The sequence below is a fragment of the Microbacterium oxydans genome (assembly GCF_026559675.1).
GTDB lineage: Bacteria > Actinomycetota > Actinomycetes > Actinomycetales > Microbacteriaceae > Microbacterium > Microbacterium oxydans_D.
On the sequence record NZ_CP092891.1, the window covers coordinates 2,114,390 to 2,128,920 of the forward strand.

The window sequence follows — 14,531 nt, forward strand, 5'->3', positions numbered from 1 at the left end:
GGCATCGTGAAGAACGCGCGTGAAATCCCGGCCGTCACCTCACTGCCGCAGTCTCCGCGGGATGAGGCTGACCATCGTGTGCGCCGATACGCGCTGACGATGACGATCCGCATCGTGTGCTTCGCCCTCATGGTCCTCGTGCAGCCGTACGGGTGGTACACCTGGGTCTTCGGGATCTCGGCAGCGGTGCTGCCCTACATCGCCGTGGTCTTCGCGAACGCGGGCAGCGACAGCACCGAGACCGCTGCCGAATCTCCCGTGCGGGAACTCGACGCCCCGCGCCCCGCACCGATCGAGTCCGACGCGACGACACCCCAGGTGTTCACGATCCACGAAGGCCCGAAGGAACGATGACAGACCTCGAATGCTCGCGCGCCGGCTGCCGGAGCGCGGCGACCAGGCAGGTGGTCTGGCGCAACCCCCGCATCCACGCCGCCGACCGCGAGAAGATCTGGCTGGCGTGCGATGAGCACGTCGGCTTCCTCCGCGACTACCTGGCCGCGCGGGACTTCCCGGTGACCGTCCGCGACGGAATTCCCGCATGAGTCGACGGTTGACCCGGTGGGGCGTGTATGTGCTCATCGCGATCGGCTTCGCGGTCGCGTGCGTCTTCCTGTCGCACTGGCAGTTCGAGCGGAACGAGTCGCGCGCCGCGCAGATCGAGCTCGTCGAGCAGAACTACGACGCGAAGCCGGTGCCCCTCGCGGACCTCATCGGCGCCGACGGTGCTCTCGACCCCTCCGACGAGTGGCGTCCGGTGACTCTGCGGGGCGAATACCTGGCCGACCAGCAGCTGCTGGTGAGGAACCGTCCGCACGGCGGGACGAGCGCCTTCGAGGTGCTGGTGCCGTTCCGCGACGCGGACGGCCGCATCTTCATCGTCGATCGCGGCTGGGTGCCGCCGGGCGAGGGAGACGCACCGGACTCGGTGCCGGCACCGCCGGCCGGCGAAGCCGAGGTCACCGTGCGTCTTCGCCCGGGTGAGCAGCTCCCGGCTTCGGGCCGTGGCGCACCCGAGGGTCAGGTGCCGACCATCAACCTGCCCTCCATCGCAGAGCTCGTCGACGGCGACGTGATCACCGGAGCTTACGGCCGTGTGATCAGCGAGGAGCCCGCAGGCGAAGGGACGCTGGGCGGATTCGACTCCCCCACCGACGATCCGGGGCCGCACCTGTCGTATGCGATCCAGTGGATCCTCTTCGCCCTGATGGGCTTCATCTTCATCGGATACATCATCCGGACGGAGATCGTGAAGCACCGCGAAGAGGTCGAGGGCACGCCTGCTCCGGTCAGGAAATCGCGTCGCAAGGACCACGATGCCGATGTCGAGGACGAGCTGCTCGACGTGCGATGAGCCTCAGCGGACGATCAGTCCGTCCACGGCATGGGACGCTCCGGCAGCCGTGAGCTGTCGTCCGGAAGATGCGGCAGCTCCTCGCCGCCGGCGCGGACACAGAGCCACCGGAGCTCGCCGTCGCTGTCCGGCCGCGCCCGCCAGGTGCGGGAGACCCCCTGACCGACGCGGATCACGGTACCGGGGCCGACTTCCACGACGTCGTCATCGAGACCCATCTGTCCGCGCCCGCCGAGGAAGACGTACACCTCCTCGATCGTCCGATGCACATGCCAGTAGCCGGCCTCTTCACCAGGCTCCAGCGCGTTCGCCGTCATCCCGATGAACTGCATCGTCAGCTCGTGGTCGACCACCCGGCGGCCGTCGCGTGCGCGCGCCGAGTCGAATCCGCCGTGGTGAGCGCGCCACTCGTCGAGAGCCCCGATCTCGACCACCTGATAGTCGCTCACGCGCGCTCCCCCACGATCCGATCGCCCTCCGTGCCGGCGGCAGCACCCGACACCGTGAGGTCCCAGCCGCTGTCCGTCCGCCGGTAGACGATCCGCGTGTGGTTCCGGTCCGCCGATCCCTGCCAGAACTCGACCCGCGTCGGAACGATCCGCCAGAGGACCCACTCCCCCGGGGCGATACCGCGACGAGCGTCTGCGGAGCGCGCGGCGAGATCTGCGGCGCTCTCCGCCGCGGAGGCCTCCTCGATGATGCCCCGGACGCGGACGGCCCGTCGGAGCGGCTGCCACCAGAGGTTCAGCGCCGCGGCGGGGCGTGCGGCGATCTGAGCACCCTTGCGGGATGCGCGCCCTCCGGCGAAGGCCCATCCTCGCGCATCGACGTCCTTGAGGATCAGCGTCCTCGCATCCGGCAGGCCGTCGTCGTCGACGGTCGCCAGGGTCGCCGCGTGCGGCTCGGCCACTCCGCCCTCGGCGGCCTCTTGGAGCCAGTCGATGAAGAGCGGCACCGGATCGTCGGGAAGCTCTGCGACGTCGAGCGTCGGTGCGACACCGGTGAGGGCAGGCTGCGCACGCAGCCACTCGCTGATCTCGGACGAGGACGCGCGCTGAGCGATCGGCATGCTCCCGACTATGCCACGAATCCCCTCCGCCTCAGCCTCGCTCCTTCTCGACGGCGCCCTCCGCGTTCCGGGACGCCGGAGGCAGCAGCAGGTCGACCAGTTCGCCGAGTGCCGCGATCCGGCGCGTCTCGCCGGACCATGCCTGGTGCCCGCCGTCGAAGTGCACGAAGGGCATGGCGAGCTCATGCGCGATCTCCCGGTCGTGGTTGGTGTCGCCGATCACGAGCACCTCGTCGGCGGCGAGGCCCGAGCCCGACAGCCAGCGCGCGATGACGTCGTGCTTCGACGCCCGATACGGATCGTCGATGGACAGCACCCGCTCGAACGCCGATTCCAGGTCGTACGGCGCCATCTGTCGCGCGAGGGCGTCGGGAAGGGTCGCGGAGGCGAGCACCTGGCGCATGCCGTGCGCGCGGAGCACCGCGAGTGTGGTGCGGGCGTCTTCGTGGAGTCGTGCCTCGCCCACCCGCGTCGCGAGCAGTTCGAGGTACGCGGTGGCGGCCGGCACGAAGCGCTCGTCGCCGATCCCCACCTCCCGGTAGAAGTCGCGGATCGGGAAGCGGAACACCGAACGGTAGGCGGAGGCATCGATCAGAGGATCCAGCTCGTGCTCACGGAGCACGGCGTTCATCACCTGGCGACAGATCTCGGCGTCGTCGAGCAGCGTTCCGTTCCAGTCCCAGCACACGGCGCGGATGCGGGTGGGATCCATGTGTCGACGCTACAGCAGGCCGCCGACACGCGGTTCGAGCGGGCTCCTAGGCGAGCTCGATGAGGTCCTGGTACTCCTGGCTCCAGATGTCCTCGACGCCGTCGGGAAGGATGAGCACGCGCTCGGGGTTGAGCGACTGGACGGCGCCCGGGTCGTGGGAGACCAGGACGACCGCACCCTCGTAGTGCGCGAGCGCACCGAGGATCTCCTCGCGCGATGCGGGATCGAGGTTGTTCGTGGGCTCATCGAGCAGCAGCAGGTTCGCGGAGGACACCACGAGCGTCGCCAGCGAGAGACGCGTCTTCTCCCCACCGGACAGAACCCCGGCGGGCTTGAGGACGTCATCGCCCGTGAACAGGAACGACCCGAGCACCTTGCGCGCCTCGGTCTCGGTGATGTGCGGTGCCGCCGAGACCATGTTCTCGAGCACCGAACGGTTCACGTCGAGGTTCTCGTGCTCCTGGGCGTAGTAGCCGACCTTGAGTCCGTGACCGGGCTCGAGCTGGCCCGTGTCGGGCTGGTCGACACCCGCGAGCATGCGCAGCAGCGTGGTCTTGCCCGCACCGTTCAGACCGAGCACGACGACCTTGGATCCGCGGTCGATCGCGAGGTCGACGTCGGTGAAGATCTCGAGTGATCCGTACGACTTCGAGAGCCCGGATGCCATCATCGGCGTCTTTCCGCAGGGCGCCGGCTTCGGGAAGCGCAGCTTCGCGACCCGGTCCTCCTGGCGCACCTCGTCGAGGCCGGCGAGCAGCTTCTCCGCGCGGGCGATCATCTGGTGGGCCGCGGCGGCCTTCGACGCCTTCGCACCGAAGCGGGCGGCCTGCAGCTGCAGCGTCGTCGCCTTCTTCTCGGCGTTCGCGCGCTCCTTCTTGCGACGCTCCTCGTCGGCCACCCGCTGACGCAGGTAGTTCTTCCAGTTCATGTTGTACGTGTCGATGATCTGGCGGTTCGCGTCGAGGTAGAACACGCGGTTCACCGTCTCGCCGACGAGCTCGACATCGTGGCTGATCACGATCAGCCCGCCCTTGTACCCCTTGAGGAACTCGCGCAGCCACACGACGCTGTCGGCGTCGAGGTGGTTGGTAGGCTCGTCGAGGATCATCGTCTGCGCGTCGGAGAAGAGGATGCGTGCGAGCTCGATACGACGGCGCTGACCGCCGGACAATGTCGACAGCGGCTGGTCGAGGATGCGGTCGGGCAGCGAGAGGTTGTTGGCGATGGATGCCGCCTCCGCCTCTGCCGCATAGCCGCCCTGGGCCTCGAACTGCTCGGTGAGACGGGCGTACCGCTTCATCGCCTTGTCCGCGACCGCGGGGTCGTCGGAGCCCATCGCGAGCGCCGCCTCGGTCATCCCGAGGTTCAGCTGACCGAGCCCACGGGCGTCCAGGATGCGCGTGCGCGCGAGGTCCTCCGGGTTGCCGGAGCGGGGGTCCTGCGGCAGATAGCCGAGCTCACCCGAGCGGGTCACCGAGCCACCGGCGGGCAGGACGTCGCCGGCCAGCACCTTGGTGAGGGTGGTCTTCCCGGCCCCGTTGCGACCGACGAGTCCGATCTTGTCTCCGTCGGCGACGCGGAACGAGACGTTCTCCATCAGCAGGCGCGCGCCAACGCGGATCTCGAGGTCGTGCACGGCAAGCACAGCAGACGTCCGTTCTTCCAGGGAGGTGGTTCGGCCGATCGGCCAGCCTCCCAGTATAAGCGGCGCCGCCGGATGCCGCGGTCAGGAACATCACTCCGGAGAGGGATCCGTCCGATACCGCAGAGGGATGCCGCCGCGGGCACCCCCTGCATAACGTGCTCTGGTGGACATCCTCAACGAGCTCATCATGCAGGCCATCGCATCGCCCTGGCTGTACCTCGTGCTGTTCGCGGTGACGATCATCGACGGCTTCTTCCCGCCGGTCCCCAGCGAGACCGTGCTCGTCGCCGCCGCAGCCGTCACCGCGTCCACCGGCGAGGGGAATCTGCTCCTGCTCGGTGCGGTGGCCGCGGTCGGCGCCGCGATCGGCGACAACATCGCCTACCTGATCGGCCGAGGGCTCGGCACCACCCGCTTCGCCTGGATGCGGCGCCCTCGGGTGGCCACGGCGTTCCATCACGCCCAGCGCGCCCTGGACCGGCGCAGCGCGACCCTCATCCTCGGGGCGCGATACATCCCGGTGGGGCGCGTCGCGGTCAACATGTCGGCCGGCGCTCTCGGCTTCTCGTGGCGACGCTTCCTGCCGCTGAGCCTGATCGCTGGCGTCAGCTGGAGCGTGTTCAGCCTCGCCGTCGGCCTGCTCGCCGGCGCCTGGATCAAGGATCAGCCGCTGCTCAGCGCCTGTCTCGGCATCGTCATCGCGCTCGTCATCGGCCTCGTGATCGACCGCATCGCCGCGGCCCGTCGCCGCCGCGAGCCGGCACCGCAACTGGCAGGATGACAGTCATGGCACGCCGCCGAGAGCGCATCCCGCGCCGCCAACGGATCAGCCGCCGCACCTTCGCCCTCGCGGCGCTGTGTGCGGCGGCCGTCGCGCTGTACGCCGTGCTCGTGCCGCTGCAGACCGTCCTCTACGGCACACCGCTGCCGTTGGCATTCCTCCTGGGCGCGGCGCTGTGCGGATCGCCGCTCCTCGCCCTCTCCCACCCGCGCTGGGCGATCGCCGTCCTGACCGGAGCCACGCTGCTCCTCCCGCTCGCCGTCGTGCCGGAGCTCGCGACGGAGTCGCCGTGGCCGTGGTCGGTCCCCGCGCTCCTCGTCTTCGTGCTGTTCGTCGGCGTCGTCACGTTCCTCCATGGTGCGCGGCTCGGGGCGTTCGCCCTCATCCTCGGCGTCATCGCGTCGCTGACCTCGCCGCTCCTCCGTCCCGACATGGTCGCGACGCCCGCCACGTCCGGCAGCGCCACCGCAGATCTCATCGTGACCGCCGCCGTCGCCGTCACCATGTACCTCATCGCCGCGCTGGTGGCCGGCCGCCTGCGCGTGGCCGAGGAGCTCACCCGCGAGAAGGAGCACAGTGCGCTCGAGGAGTCCCGACGGGCCCTCGTGGAGGAGCGCACCCGCATCGCCCGGGAGCTGCACGATGTGGTCGCCCACAGCATGTCCGTGATCCAGGTGCAGGCGTCCACCGCCCGGTACCGCATCCCGGGCCTCAGCGACGCGGCCACCACGGAGTTCGACGACATCGCGGCGACCGCCCGGAGCTCGCTCACCGAGATGCGACGCATGCTGGGCGTGCTCCGCACGGAGGACCAGACCGCCGAACTCGCCCCGCAGCAGGGCATCGACGACATTCCCGCACTGGTGGACAGCATCCGTCGGGCCGGCGTCGAGGTGGGGCTCGCGCTGGAGGGCCAGAAGACCGCTTCCTCCGCGACGCCCGCCGTGCAGATCGCCGCCTTCCGCATCGTCCAGGAGGCGCTGAGCAACGCGGTGCGGCATGCCCCGGGGGCGCGCATCGAGGTGCGTGTGCAGGCCGACGCGGGCGCCGTCCGCATCCGCGTGCAGAACACCGCGCCGGCACGTGCGCCGGAGAACCACAGCACCGGCTACGGACTGCGTGGCATGCGCGAACGGGCCGAGCTCCTCGGCGGGAGCCTGTCGGCCGGCCCGACCTCCGACGGTGGCTGGGGTGTCGACGCGACGCTCCCGCTGACCGCCGACGCCTCACCCGCAGCCGTCCCTTCCCCCGACAAGGAGACCCCGTGACGATCAGCGTGCTCATCGCCGACGACCAGGCCATGGTGCGCGCCGGATTCGCCGCACTGCTCGACGCGCACGACGGCATCCGCGTGGTCGGGCAGGCGGCGACCGGGGTCGAGGCCGTCACGCTGTCCGCGCGCCTGGACCCGGACGTGATCCTGATGGACGTGCGGATGCCGGAGCTCGACGGGATCGAGGCCACCCGACGGATCCTCGGCCCGGCGTACCCGGCCGCTCACGTGCCGCGGATCCTCATGCTCACGACCTTCGACATCGACGACTACGTCTACGACGCGCTCGAGGCGGGCGCCAGCGGATTCCTGCTCAAGGACGCCCTGCCGGAAGAGCTCGTGCATGCCGTGCGCGTGGTCGCCGGCGGCGATGCCCTCCTCGCGCCCAGCGTGACCCGACGCATCATCGAGCAGTTCGCCGGTCGTCGTCCGCGAGCTCCGCGCTCGGAGACGGCACTCGCCGACCTGACCGAGCGCGAGCGCGAGGTCCTCGTGCTGATCGGCAGGGGGCGCTCGAACACCGAGATCGCCGCCGACCTCTTCATCGCCGAGCAGACGGTCAAGACGCACGTCGGCAAGGTGCTCGCGAAGCTCAACCTCCGCGACCGCGTGCACGCCGTGATCCTCGCCTACGACACCGGACTCGTCGAGCCGGCCTCCTGACTCACCCCGTCGTAGGGGGTCGCAACGGCACCCGAGGGTGATGCCCCCGATGCCACCGCGTCCATAGTCTCCTGGGACACCACTCCCGAGGAGGACTCATGGCCATCGTCCAGGCACCGCGCGCCGTCACCGTCACGGCTCCCCCGCGCGCATCCCGCGACACCGGGATCGACTTCGTCCGGGCGCTGTGCGTGCTCGGCGTCGTGCTCCTGCACTCCATCATGGTCGGCGTCACGGTCGACGCGACCGGCCCCGTGTTCGACAACGCCAGCGACGGCACCGGCTGGATCGCCCCGCTCAGCTGGCTCCTCCAGGTCATGCCGCTGTTCTTCGTCATCGGCGGCTTCTCCGGCCTCCTCGCCTACCGGCGTCTGCGGCAGCGCGGCGGAACGGGCGTGGACTTCGTCGCCGGCCGACTGCACCGCCTGCTGCGACCCGCGATCTTCACGATCGCGGTCGTCGGCGTCGCGCTCGCCGTGCTCACGGTCTCGGGCGTCCCGGCCGATCTGATCGCGACGGCGGGCTTCCGCTACGGCCAGCCGCTGTGGTTCCTGGGGGTCTTCCTCCTCTGCCAGGCGCTGCTTCCCCTTCTCGCGGCCGCGCACGAACGCGCGCCGTACCGGACGATCGGGGCGCTCGCGCTGGCCGCGATCGCGGTCGATGTGCTGCGCGGCGCGACCGGCTTCGAGGGCCTCGGCTTCCTGAACCTCGCATTCGTGTGGATGACGCTGCAGCAGCTCGGGTTCTTCCTGGCCGACGGACGCATCGATGCTCTGAGCCGGCGCGTGCGCGCCACCGCCGGCTTCGGAGCTCTTCTCCTGCTGGCCACGACGTTCCTGACGGGCCTGTACTCCCCCGACCTCATCCACAACATCAACCCTCCGACGGCGGCCCTGCTGCTCGTCGGCATCGTGCACACGAGTCTGCTCTCGCTGCACCGCGAGCGGCTCGAGCGCTTCAGCCGCCGTCCGCGCGTGGCCGCCTTCACGGCCTTCGTGACCGTGCGCACCATGACCATCTACCTCTGGCACATGCCGGTGCTGCTCGTCATGGCCGGCGTCACCGCGGTGTACGCCCTGACCACCGGGGTCGCTCTGCCGGACCTCGACAGTGCCGGCTGGTGGGCGGGACGTCCGCTCTGGCTCGCGACCGCACTCGCCCTCAGCGCCCTCGTGGCAGTGGCGTTCACCCGATTCGAGTCGCAGCCCGCCCCGGCGGCGACGGCATCGACGCGCCGGCTCGTCATCGCGGCCCTGAGCGGATTGATCGGCGTCGTGCTGCTGCTCGCACTGGGCACCTCGGTCGCGACGGTCCTGATCGCCGTCACCCTGATCGCCGTCGCCCTGCGGCTCGCATCACGCGTCGCACCGCCGTCGTCCCCGGCCGGAGTACTCGTACCGGCGTGAGGTCAGCCGATGCCCCGTGCGGCCAGGGCATCCCCCACATCATCCGCATGCCGCAGCGACAGCACCAGCAGCGGCACCACGGTGCGCACGCCCAGACGGACGTCGCGGGCCTGCTCCGCCTCCCGCACCCGCCGGGCGAAACCGGCGATCACCGGGATCGTCGTGAGGGTCAGGGAGACCGTCAGCGCCACGACGTCCGGATCGAGACCGAAGCGGCGGAACGGGACCAGCAGCCGGCGCAGCACCGCGAGGAGATCCGACATCCGGGTCGTGAGCGTCAGCAGGCCCGCCAGGAGGAGCACGGCCACCACGCGACCCGTGTTCACCCAGGCGGCGACGGGCGAGACGAAGACGGCCAGCGCGGTGGCGAGGACGAGCACGATCCAGCGCAGCCGCCAGATCTCGACGAAGGGTGTCCGGAACGGCAGTCCACCGACGCCGTACAGCGCCCAGACGACGAGCAGTGCGATCGCGATGCTCAGCGGATCGTGCGGATAGAGCGACAGGACGAGCGCTCCGATCGCGAGCACGGCCAGCTTGAGTCCGGCGGGTGCCCGGTGCAGGACTCCCGTGCCCGGATGGTACAGCGCGATCACGCGCACGCCCGACGGTAGGCGTCGATCACCGTCGCCGGTTCCCCGGAAGCCGCGATCCGGCCCTCGTCGAACAGCACCGCGGCTCCGCAGCGTCCCGCCAGCTCCAGGTCGTGCGTCACGATCACCACCTGGGCCGGCTGCGCGAGCAGGAGATCTCCGATGCGGCGGGCGTTGCGCAGGTCGAGGAGCGTCGTCGGCTCGTCCGCCACGACCAGCCGCGGCTCGGTGATGAGGACGGAGGCGAGGGCCAGCATCTGCTTCTGCCCGCCGGACAGACTCGAGGCGGGAACGTCGGCGTGCTCCTCCAGCCCGTGCGCGGCGAGCGTCTCGCGCACGCGCTCGGCTGCTTCGGCCCGCGACCGCCCGCGCAGCGACAGGGCGAGGTCCTCCGCGGGGGTCGGCATGAGGATCTGCGCATCGGGGTTGGTGAACACGAAACCGACCCGCTTCCGGACCGCCGCCCTGTCTTTCACGGTGTCGAGGCCGTGCACCGACACCGTGCCGACGTCGGGCGCCACCAGACCGTTCAGCAGCCGCGCGAAGGTCGACTTCCCCGACCCGTTCGCGCCGATCACGGCGATCGTCGGCGCGGTGAGCTCGACGCCCACCCCGCGCAGCACCGTGCGACCGTCGAAGCGCACCGTGACGCCGTCGAGGGTGATCGGCGCCAGCGCGAGCTCTGTGTGCCCCGTCATCGCGCCCTCCCGGATCCGTGCTCCTGAACAGTGTTCACCTGAACGTCGTTCACTATAATGGGAGGATGAGCCCAGAGCCCAATCCGGCACGGCACGACCGTGACAGCGTCGCTCGGAGCGCCCTCGCCCTGCTCGACGAGGTCGGGCTCGCCGATCTGTCCATGCGTCGCATCGCCGCGGGGCTCGACGTGCAGCCCAGCGCCCTGTACTGGCACTTCGCCAGCAAGCAGGAGCTGCTGGCCGATCTCGCCGACCGGATCACGGCCTCGATTCCCCAGGGCAGCGCCGACGTCCTCACCACCGCGCGAAGCATCCGTGACGCGCTCTTCGCCTACCGGGACGGCGCCGAGCTGGTGCTCAGCACGTACGCCCTCCAGCTCGGCTCCTCGCAGGCGCAGTCGGCACTCACCGCAGCACTGCGCGCACAGGGCGCGACCGACGCCGAGGACCGCGGGGCGGCGATCCTGCACTTCGTCCTCGGCCATGCCACCCTCGTGCAGCAGCGCATGCATGCCGACAGCCACGGCGCCCTCCCCCGTGCGGATGAGGTCGACGTCACGGCCGGCCTCGACCGCGTCTTCGACCTCGGGGTCACCGCGCTCGCGGGAGCGCTCAGGGAGCCGGCGACTCCGCCGCGTGCCCGAGCCTGAGTCCGGGGACCGCGGCCAACAGCAGCAGGCCGACGCAGAACGCGAAGACCGCCCCGAACGCGCTCGCCTGTCCGCCGAGTGTGGCCACGGCGAGTCCGGCCAGGGCGATGGCGACGGCCGACCCGGTGGCGTCCGAGATCGACAGTGCCGAGGAGTTGAACCCCTGGTTCGTCTCGTCCGAGTACGCCAGCGTCAGGACGGTCAGGCGCGGGTAGAGCAGCCCCATCCCTCCGCCGGCGAACGCCCATCCGAGCACCACGACGGCCGGCGACACATCGAACACCGCGGCCGTCAGAACGCAGAGCATCGCCACGAGGAGCGAGCCGAGGCTGATCACCGTGATGCGGTGATTACCCAGTCGTTCGCCGAAACGTCCCTGCAGCGCCGAGGCCCCCGCCCATGCCAGCGCGGCCAGCATGAGGGCGACTCCGGCCCAGGTGGCGCTGAAGTCGAACTTCTTCATGAGCAGGTACGGGATGTAGGCCTCGGCCGCGAAGAACGCGCCCGCCGCGATGCCGCGCATCAGCACCACGCTCGGCAGACCGTGGCCCGCCCGCAGGGTGCGTCGCGGCAACAACGGGAGCACGGCGACGCCGATCGCCAGCACGGCTCCGAGTGCCACGGGCCATCCGATCGGGGGCGCCAGCTTCGCCGAGAAGCCGATCACGACGGCGAGCACCGCCACCACCACGGCCAGTGCCAGCCGGACGACGAGCGCGCGCCGGTCCTGCGGCTCACCTCCTCCGAGGTCGACCCCGCGCAGCCGGACCGCGATCATCACGAAGGCCGCCGCGGTGAGCACGGCGACGCCGAGGAACGCCCATCGCCAGTCCAGGTACTCGGCCACGGCGCCGGCGAGGAACGGGCCGACCATCGACGGCACGACCCAGGCCGCGGCGAAGGCGGCGAAGATCCGCCCGTGCAGGTGCGGCGGGTACAGCCTCGCCACGACCACGTAGAGCGCGACGGTCTGTCCTCCCGCGCCCAGCCCCTGGACGAGTCGACCGATGAGGAACTGGTCCATCGTCACGGCGAAGCCCGAGATCAGCAGGCCGAGGATGAAGAGCGTCACGGCGACGTACAGGGCGCCGCGCGGTCCGCGGGCATCCGACCACGCACCCATCGCGACCATGCCGATCACGCTCGTCGCCAGGGTGCCGGCGAACGCCACGGCGTAGAGGGCCTCCCCGTGCAGCGCCTCGCTGACGATCGGCATCACCGTCGTGACCGCGAGCGCCTCGATCGCCGCGAGGAAGATCAGCGCGACGGCACCGAGGGTGACCCAGATCCGTTGGCGGTCCCAGATGGTCGCGGCGTCGGCCGGGACGGTCATCGCCCCACGAGCGCCGCGATGCGCTCGACGGCCTCGGTGAGGATCTCGGGGCTGGTACCGAAGTTCAGCCGCACGTGCCCCACGCCCTCCGCACCGAAGGCGGGCCCGAAGTGCAATGCGACCTTGGCGTCCTTCAGGATGCGCCGGGCCGGGTTGTCGCCCCACTCCAACGCGGAGAGGTCGATCCAGGCGAGGTATCCGGCGTCGGGGATGCGGTAGCGGGCGCCGGGGAGGTGCGCCGCGAGGAGGTCTTCCAGGAGCACCCGGTTCTCGTCGAGGGTGCGCAGCAGTCCGTCGAGCCAGGGATCGCTCTCCTCCGAGAACGCGGCGACGGCGGCGAGGAGTCCGAACTGTCCGGTGCGCCACTCGACCTCGACGGGCAGTCCGCGGACCACGGCGCTCGTCTCGTCGTCGGCCGTGACCATCAGGGCGCACTTGAGGCCGGCGAGGTTGAACGCCTTGCTCGCGCTGACGACCGCATAGCCCACGCGCGCGGCGGCATCGCTCACCGCGAGGAAGGGGGTGAACCCGGTGCCCGGCTGCGCGAGCGGCGCGTGGATCTCGTCCGAGACCACGGCGGCGCCGTACTGCTCGGCCAGCTCCGCCAGGGCGGCGAGACTGTCGCGCCCGTGCACGGTGCCGGTCGGGTTGTGCGGGTTGCAGAGGAGGATCGCCGTCGCTCCGTCTTCGAACGCGCCACGGATGCCGTCGAGATCGAGCTCCCAGTGCGTGCCCGTGTCGAGCAGAGGGACGCGCTCGACCTCGGCACCGGCCTCGGCCACCAGGTCGTAGAACGGCGGATACACCGGAGGGGTGACGACGACCCGTTCTCCCGGCTGCGTGACACGGCGCAGGATCTCGACGATCCCCATGCTCACGTCGGCGGTGCTGCGCATGCGCGCGGGATCCGGCTCCCACCCGTAGCGGCGGGTCGCGAATGCGGCGAACGACTCGGCGAGCGGGGTCCGCGAAGCGACGTACCCCGTGTCGCCGATCTCGACCGCGCGCTGCAGCGCCGTGGAGATCGCCGGCGCCAGCGGGAAGTCGGTCTCCGCGACGAACAGCGGCAGGACTTCGGCGGGATACTCCCGCCACTTCTCGCTGCTGCGCTCGCGGAGCTCCGCCAGCGGCAGGGCCTTCACCTGAAGCATTCGTTCTCCCGAGGTTCCGACACGCGCCGTCGACGTGTCATCCGATGAAGCGCGCGCGATCGGGCCGCCTCACGGCGGTGCTCCCCGTGGGGGTCAGATCGCGAAGCCGAGGGCGCGCATCATGTCGCGCCCGTCGTCGGTGATCCGCTCCGGGCCCCACGGCGGCATCCACACCCAGTTGATCCGGAAGCGGTCGACCACGCTGTCCAGAGCCTGAGCGGTCTGGTCCTCGAGGACGTCGGTGAGCGGGCAGCCCGCGCTGGTCAGCGTCATGTGGATGACGAGAGCATCGTTCTCGTCATCCCAGGCGAGGTCGTAGATGAGGCCGAGGTCGACGACGTTGATCCCGAGCTCGGGGTCCATGACGTCCTTGAGAGCCTCGGTGACCGCGTCGTACTTCTCGTCCGTGAGGGTCGCTGTCATGCGATCAGCCTACGCCTCGATGGGAGCGGCGGGGTCGAGGAAACGGTCGTATCCCTCGTTCTCCAGCCGGTCTGCGAGCTCGGGGCCGCCCTCTTCCACGATCTTGCCCGCGACGACCACGTGCACGAAGTCGGGACGGATGTAGCGGAGGATGCGGGTGTAGTGCGTGATCAGCAGCACGCCGAGTCCGGTGGACTCCTTCGCGCGGTTGACACCCTCGGAGACGATCTTCAGCGCGTCGACATCGAGGCCGGAGTCGGTCTCGTCGAGGATCGCGAACTTCGGCTTGAGCACCTCGAGCTGCAGGATCTCGTGGCGCTTCTTCTCGCCGCCGGAGAAGCCCTCGTTGACGTTGCGCTGCGCGAACTTCGGGTCCATGCGCAGGTTCGACATGGCCTGCTTGACGTCCTTGGTCCAGCCGCGGATCGCCGGCGCCTCGCCGTCGAGCGCGGTCTTCGCCGTGCGCAGGAAGTTCGTCACCGTCACACCGGGGATCTCCACCGGGTACTGCATGGCGAGGAACAGCCCGGCGCGGGCGCGCTCGTCGACGGTCATCTCAAGGACGTCCTGGCCGTCGAACGTGATCGAGCCGGAGGTCACCGTGTACTTGGGGTGGCCGGCGATCGTGTACGCCAGCGTCGACTTGCCGGAGCCGTTGGGGCCCATGATGGCGTGGGTCTCACCGGTGTTCATGGTGAGGTTGATTCCGTTGAGGATCGGGGTGGTCCCCGCCTCGGTCTCGACCGTCACATGCAGGTCGCGGATCTCGAGAACAGACAT

At 70.3% G+C, this 14,531-nt stretch carries 18 protein-coding genes; 8 read left to right on the forward strand and 10 right to left on the reverse strand.

Features of this window, described 5'->3' with window-relative positions; translation table 11 throughout:
• Positions 1–6 precede the first annotated feature (6 nt).
• The 3 genes from MME74_RS10115 to MME74_RS10125 are packed head-to-tail and all read left to right on the forward strand — an operon-like array spanning position 7 to position 1,354.
• Positions 7–354 (forward strand): DUF3099 domain-containing protein, encoded by a 348-nt coding sequence (locus tag MME74_RS10115; RefSeq protein WP_267414890.1) that lies wholly within the window; start codon positions 7–9, stop codon positions 352–354.
• Entirely contained in the window at positions 351–545 is a 195-nt protein-coding gene (locus tag MME74_RS10120) for a hypothetical protein (protein WP_267414891.1), read from the forward strand. The genes MME74_RS10115 and MME74_RS10120 overlap by 4 nt, the downstream gene beginning before the upstream one ends.
• Positions 542–1,354 (forward strand): SURF1 family protein, encoded by an 813-nt coding sequence (locus tag MME74_RS10125; RefSeq protein ID WP_267414893.1) that lies wholly within the window; start codon positions 542–544, stop codon positions 1,352–1,354. Before MME74_RS10120 ends, MME74_RS10125 begins: the two co-directional genes overlap by 4 nt.
• A gap of 14 nt (positions 1,355–1,368) precedes the next feature.
• Here the strand turns inward: MME74_RS10125 and MME74_RS10130 are convergent, their stop codons facing one another.
• From MME74_RS10130 to abc-f, 4 genes are read right to left on the reverse strand one after another with little or no spacing between them, the layout of a single operon-like run.
• Positions 1,369–1,803, reverse strand: a complete 435-nt coding sequence (locus MME74_RS10130) for a cupin domain-containing protein (protein ID WP_267414895.1) — start codon at positions 1,801–1,803, stop codon at positions 1,369–1,371.
• Entirely contained in the window at positions 1,800–2,423 is a 624-nt protein-coding gene (locus tag MME74_RS10135; protein WP_267414896.1) for a pyridoxamine 5'-phosphate oxidase family protein, read from the reverse strand. The genes MME74_RS10130 and MME74_RS10135 overlap by 4 nt, the downstream gene beginning before the upstream one ends.
• A gap of 31 nt (positions 2,424–2,454) precedes the next feature.
• Positions 2,455–3,135 carry an HAD family hydrolase gene (locus MME74_RS10140; RefSeq protein WP_267414897.1) on the reverse strand — a complete coding sequence of 227 codons (681 nt, stop codon included), beginning with the start codon at positions 3,133–3,135 and terminating at the stop codon, positions 2,455–2,457.
• Positions 3,136–3,181: 46 nt separating this feature from the next.
• The gene (abc-f, locus tag MME74_RS10145; protein WP_267414898.1) at positions 3,182–4,780 is read right to left on the reverse strand and encodes a ribosomal protection-like ABC-F family protein; all 1,599 of its coding nucleotides are present in this window, start codon (positions 4,778–4,780) and stop codon (positions 3,182–3,184) included.
• Positions 4,781–4,943: 163 nt separating this feature from the next.
• On the opposite strand from abc-f, the gene MME74_RS10150 reads away from it, so the two are divergent.
• From MME74_RS10150 to MME74_RS10165, 4 genes are all read left to right on the forward strand, one after another.
• Positions 4,944–5,561, forward strand: a complete 618-nt coding sequence (locus MME74_RS10150; RefSeq protein WP_267414899.1) for a DedA family protein — start codon at positions 4,944–4,946, stop codon at positions 5,559–5,561.
• A 5-nt stretch (positions 5,562–5,566) separates the two neighbouring features.
• Entirely contained in the window at positions 5,567–6,829 is a 1,263-nt protein-coding gene (locus MME74_RS10155) for a sensor histidine kinase (protein WP_267414900.1), read from the forward strand.
• A complete protein-coding gene (locus MME74_RS10160; protein ID WP_267414901.1) occupies positions 6,826–7,497 on the forward strand; it encodes a response regulator in 672 nt (223 codons plus the stop codon). Before MME74_RS10155 ends, MME74_RS10160 begins: the two co-directional genes overlap by 4 nt.
• Positions 7,498–7,595: 98 nt before the next feature.
• Positions 7,596–8,903, forward strand: a complete 1,308-nt coding sequence (locus MME74_RS10165) for an acyltransferase family protein (protein ID WP_267414902.1) — start codon at positions 7,596–7,598, stop codon at positions 8,901–8,903.
• A gap of 2 nt (positions 8,904–8,905) precedes the next feature.
• Here the strand turns inward: MME74_RS10165 and MME74_RS10170 are convergent, their stop codons facing one another.
• Positions 8,906–9,505 carry a CbiQ family ECF transporter T component gene (locus MME74_RS10170; RefSeq protein ID WP_267414903.1) on the reverse strand — a complete coding sequence of 200 codons (600 nt, stop codon included), beginning with the start codon at positions 9,503–9,505 and terminating at the stop codon, positions 8,906–8,908.
• Positions 9,496–10,194 (reverse strand): energy-coupling factor ABC transporter ATP-binding protein, encoded by a 699-nt coding sequence (locus MME74_RS10175; protein WP_267414904.1) that lies wholly within the window; start codon positions 10,192–10,194, stop codon positions 9,496–9,498. The genes MME74_RS10170 and MME74_RS10175 overlap by 10 nt, the downstream gene beginning before the upstream one ends.
• A 65-nt stretch (positions 10,195–10,259) precedes the next feature.
• On the opposite strand from MME74_RS10175, the gene MME74_RS10180 reads away from it, so the two are divergent.
• Positions 10,260–10,844 carry a TetR family transcriptional regulator gene (locus MME74_RS10180; RefSeq protein ID WP_267414905.1) on the forward strand — a complete coding sequence of 195 codons (585 nt, stop codon included), beginning with the start codon at positions 10,260–10,262 and terminating at the stop codon, positions 10,842–10,844.
• Here the strand turns inward: MME74_RS10180 and MME74_RS10185 are convergent.
• The 4 genes from MME74_RS10185 to sufC all read right to left on the reverse strand — a co-directional run bounded on the left by MME74_RS10185 (position 10,807) and on the right by sufC (position 14,531).
• Positions 10,807–12,177, reverse strand: coding sequence for an MFS transporter (locus MME74_RS10185; protein WP_267414906.1), 1,371 nt, complete (start codon positions 12,175–12,177; stop codon positions 10,807–10,809). The two genes, MME74_RS10180 and MME74_RS10185, sit on opposite strands and share 38 nt — an antisense overlap.
• Positions 12,174–13,328 carry a MalY/PatB family protein gene (locus MME74_RS10190; RefSeq protein ID WP_267414908.1) on the reverse strand — a complete coding sequence of 385 codons (1,155 nt, stop codon included), beginning with the start codon at positions 13,326–13,328 and terminating at the stop codon, positions 12,174–12,176. Before MME74_RS10190 ends, MME74_RS10185 begins: the two co-directional genes overlap by 4 nt.
• A gap of 93 nt (positions 13,329–13,421) precedes the next feature.
• Positions 13,422–13,751, reverse strand: coding sequence for a metal-sulfur cluster assembly factor (locus tag MME74_RS10195; protein ID WP_021200756.1), 330 nt, complete (start codon positions 13,749–13,751; stop codon positions 13,422–13,424).
• A gap of 9 nt (positions 13,752–13,760) precedes the next feature.
• Complete coding sequence (gene sufC, locus MME74_RS10200; RefSeq protein WP_267414909.1) at positions 13,761–14,531, reverse strand: Fe-S cluster assembly ATPase SufC; 771 nt, start codon at positions 14,529–14,531, stop codon at positions 13,761–13,763.

What these genes read in the sequence shown, in the direction of transcription:
- MME74_RS10195 (WP_021200756.1), bottom strand. Translation starts at nt 13,751, where the DNA reads ATGACAGCGACCCTCACGGACGAGAAGTACGACGCGGTCACCGAGGCT.
- sufC (WP_267414909.1), bottom strand. Translation starts at nt 14,531, where the DNA reads ATGTCTGTTCTCGAGATCCGCGACCTGCATGTGACGGTCGAGACCGAG.
- MME74_RS10125 (WP_267414893.1), top strand. Translation starts at nt 542, where the DNA reads ATGAGTCGACGGTTGACCCGGTGGGGCGTGTATGTGCTCATCGCGATC.
- MME74_RS10140 (WP_267414897.1), bottom strand. Translation starts at nt 3,135, where the DNA reads ATGGATCCCACCCGCATCCGCGCCGTGTGCTGGGACTGGAACGGAACG.
- MME74_RS10185 (WP_267414906.1), bottom strand. Translation starts at nt 12,177, where the DNA reads ATGACCGTCCCGGCCGACGCCGCGACCATCTGGGACCGCCAACGGATC.
- MME74_RS10120 (WP_267414891.1), top strand. Translation starts at nt 351, where the DNA reads ATGACAGACCTCGAATGCTCGCGCGCCGGCTGCCGGAGCGCGGCGACC.
- MME74_RS10155 (WP_267414900.1), top strand. Translation starts at nt 5,567, where the DNA reads ATGGCACGCCGCCGAGAGCGCATCCCGCGCCGCCAACGGATCAGCCGC.
- MME74_RS10180 (WP_267414905.1), top strand. Translation starts at nt 10,260, where the DNA reads ATGAGCCCAGAGCCCAATCCGGCACGGCACGACCGTGACAGCGTCGCT.
- MME74_RS10165 (WP_267414902.1), top strand. Translation starts at nt 7,596, where the DNA reads ATGGCCATCGTCCAGGCACCGCGCGCCGTCACCGTCACGGCTCCCCCG.
- MME74_RS10190 (WP_267414908.1), bottom strand. Translation starts at nt 13,328, where the DNA reads ATGCTTCAGGTGAAGGCCCTGCCGCTGGCGGAGCTCCGCGAGCGCAGC.
- MME74_RS10135 (WP_267414896.1), bottom strand. Translation starts at nt 2,423, where the DNA reads ATGCCGATCGCTCAGCGCGCGTCCTCGTCCGAGATCAGCGAGTGGCTG.
- MME74_RS10175 (WP_267414904.1), bottom strand. Translation starts at nt 10,194, where the DNA reads ATGACGGGGCACACAGAGCTCGCGCTGGCGCCGATCACCCTCGACGGC.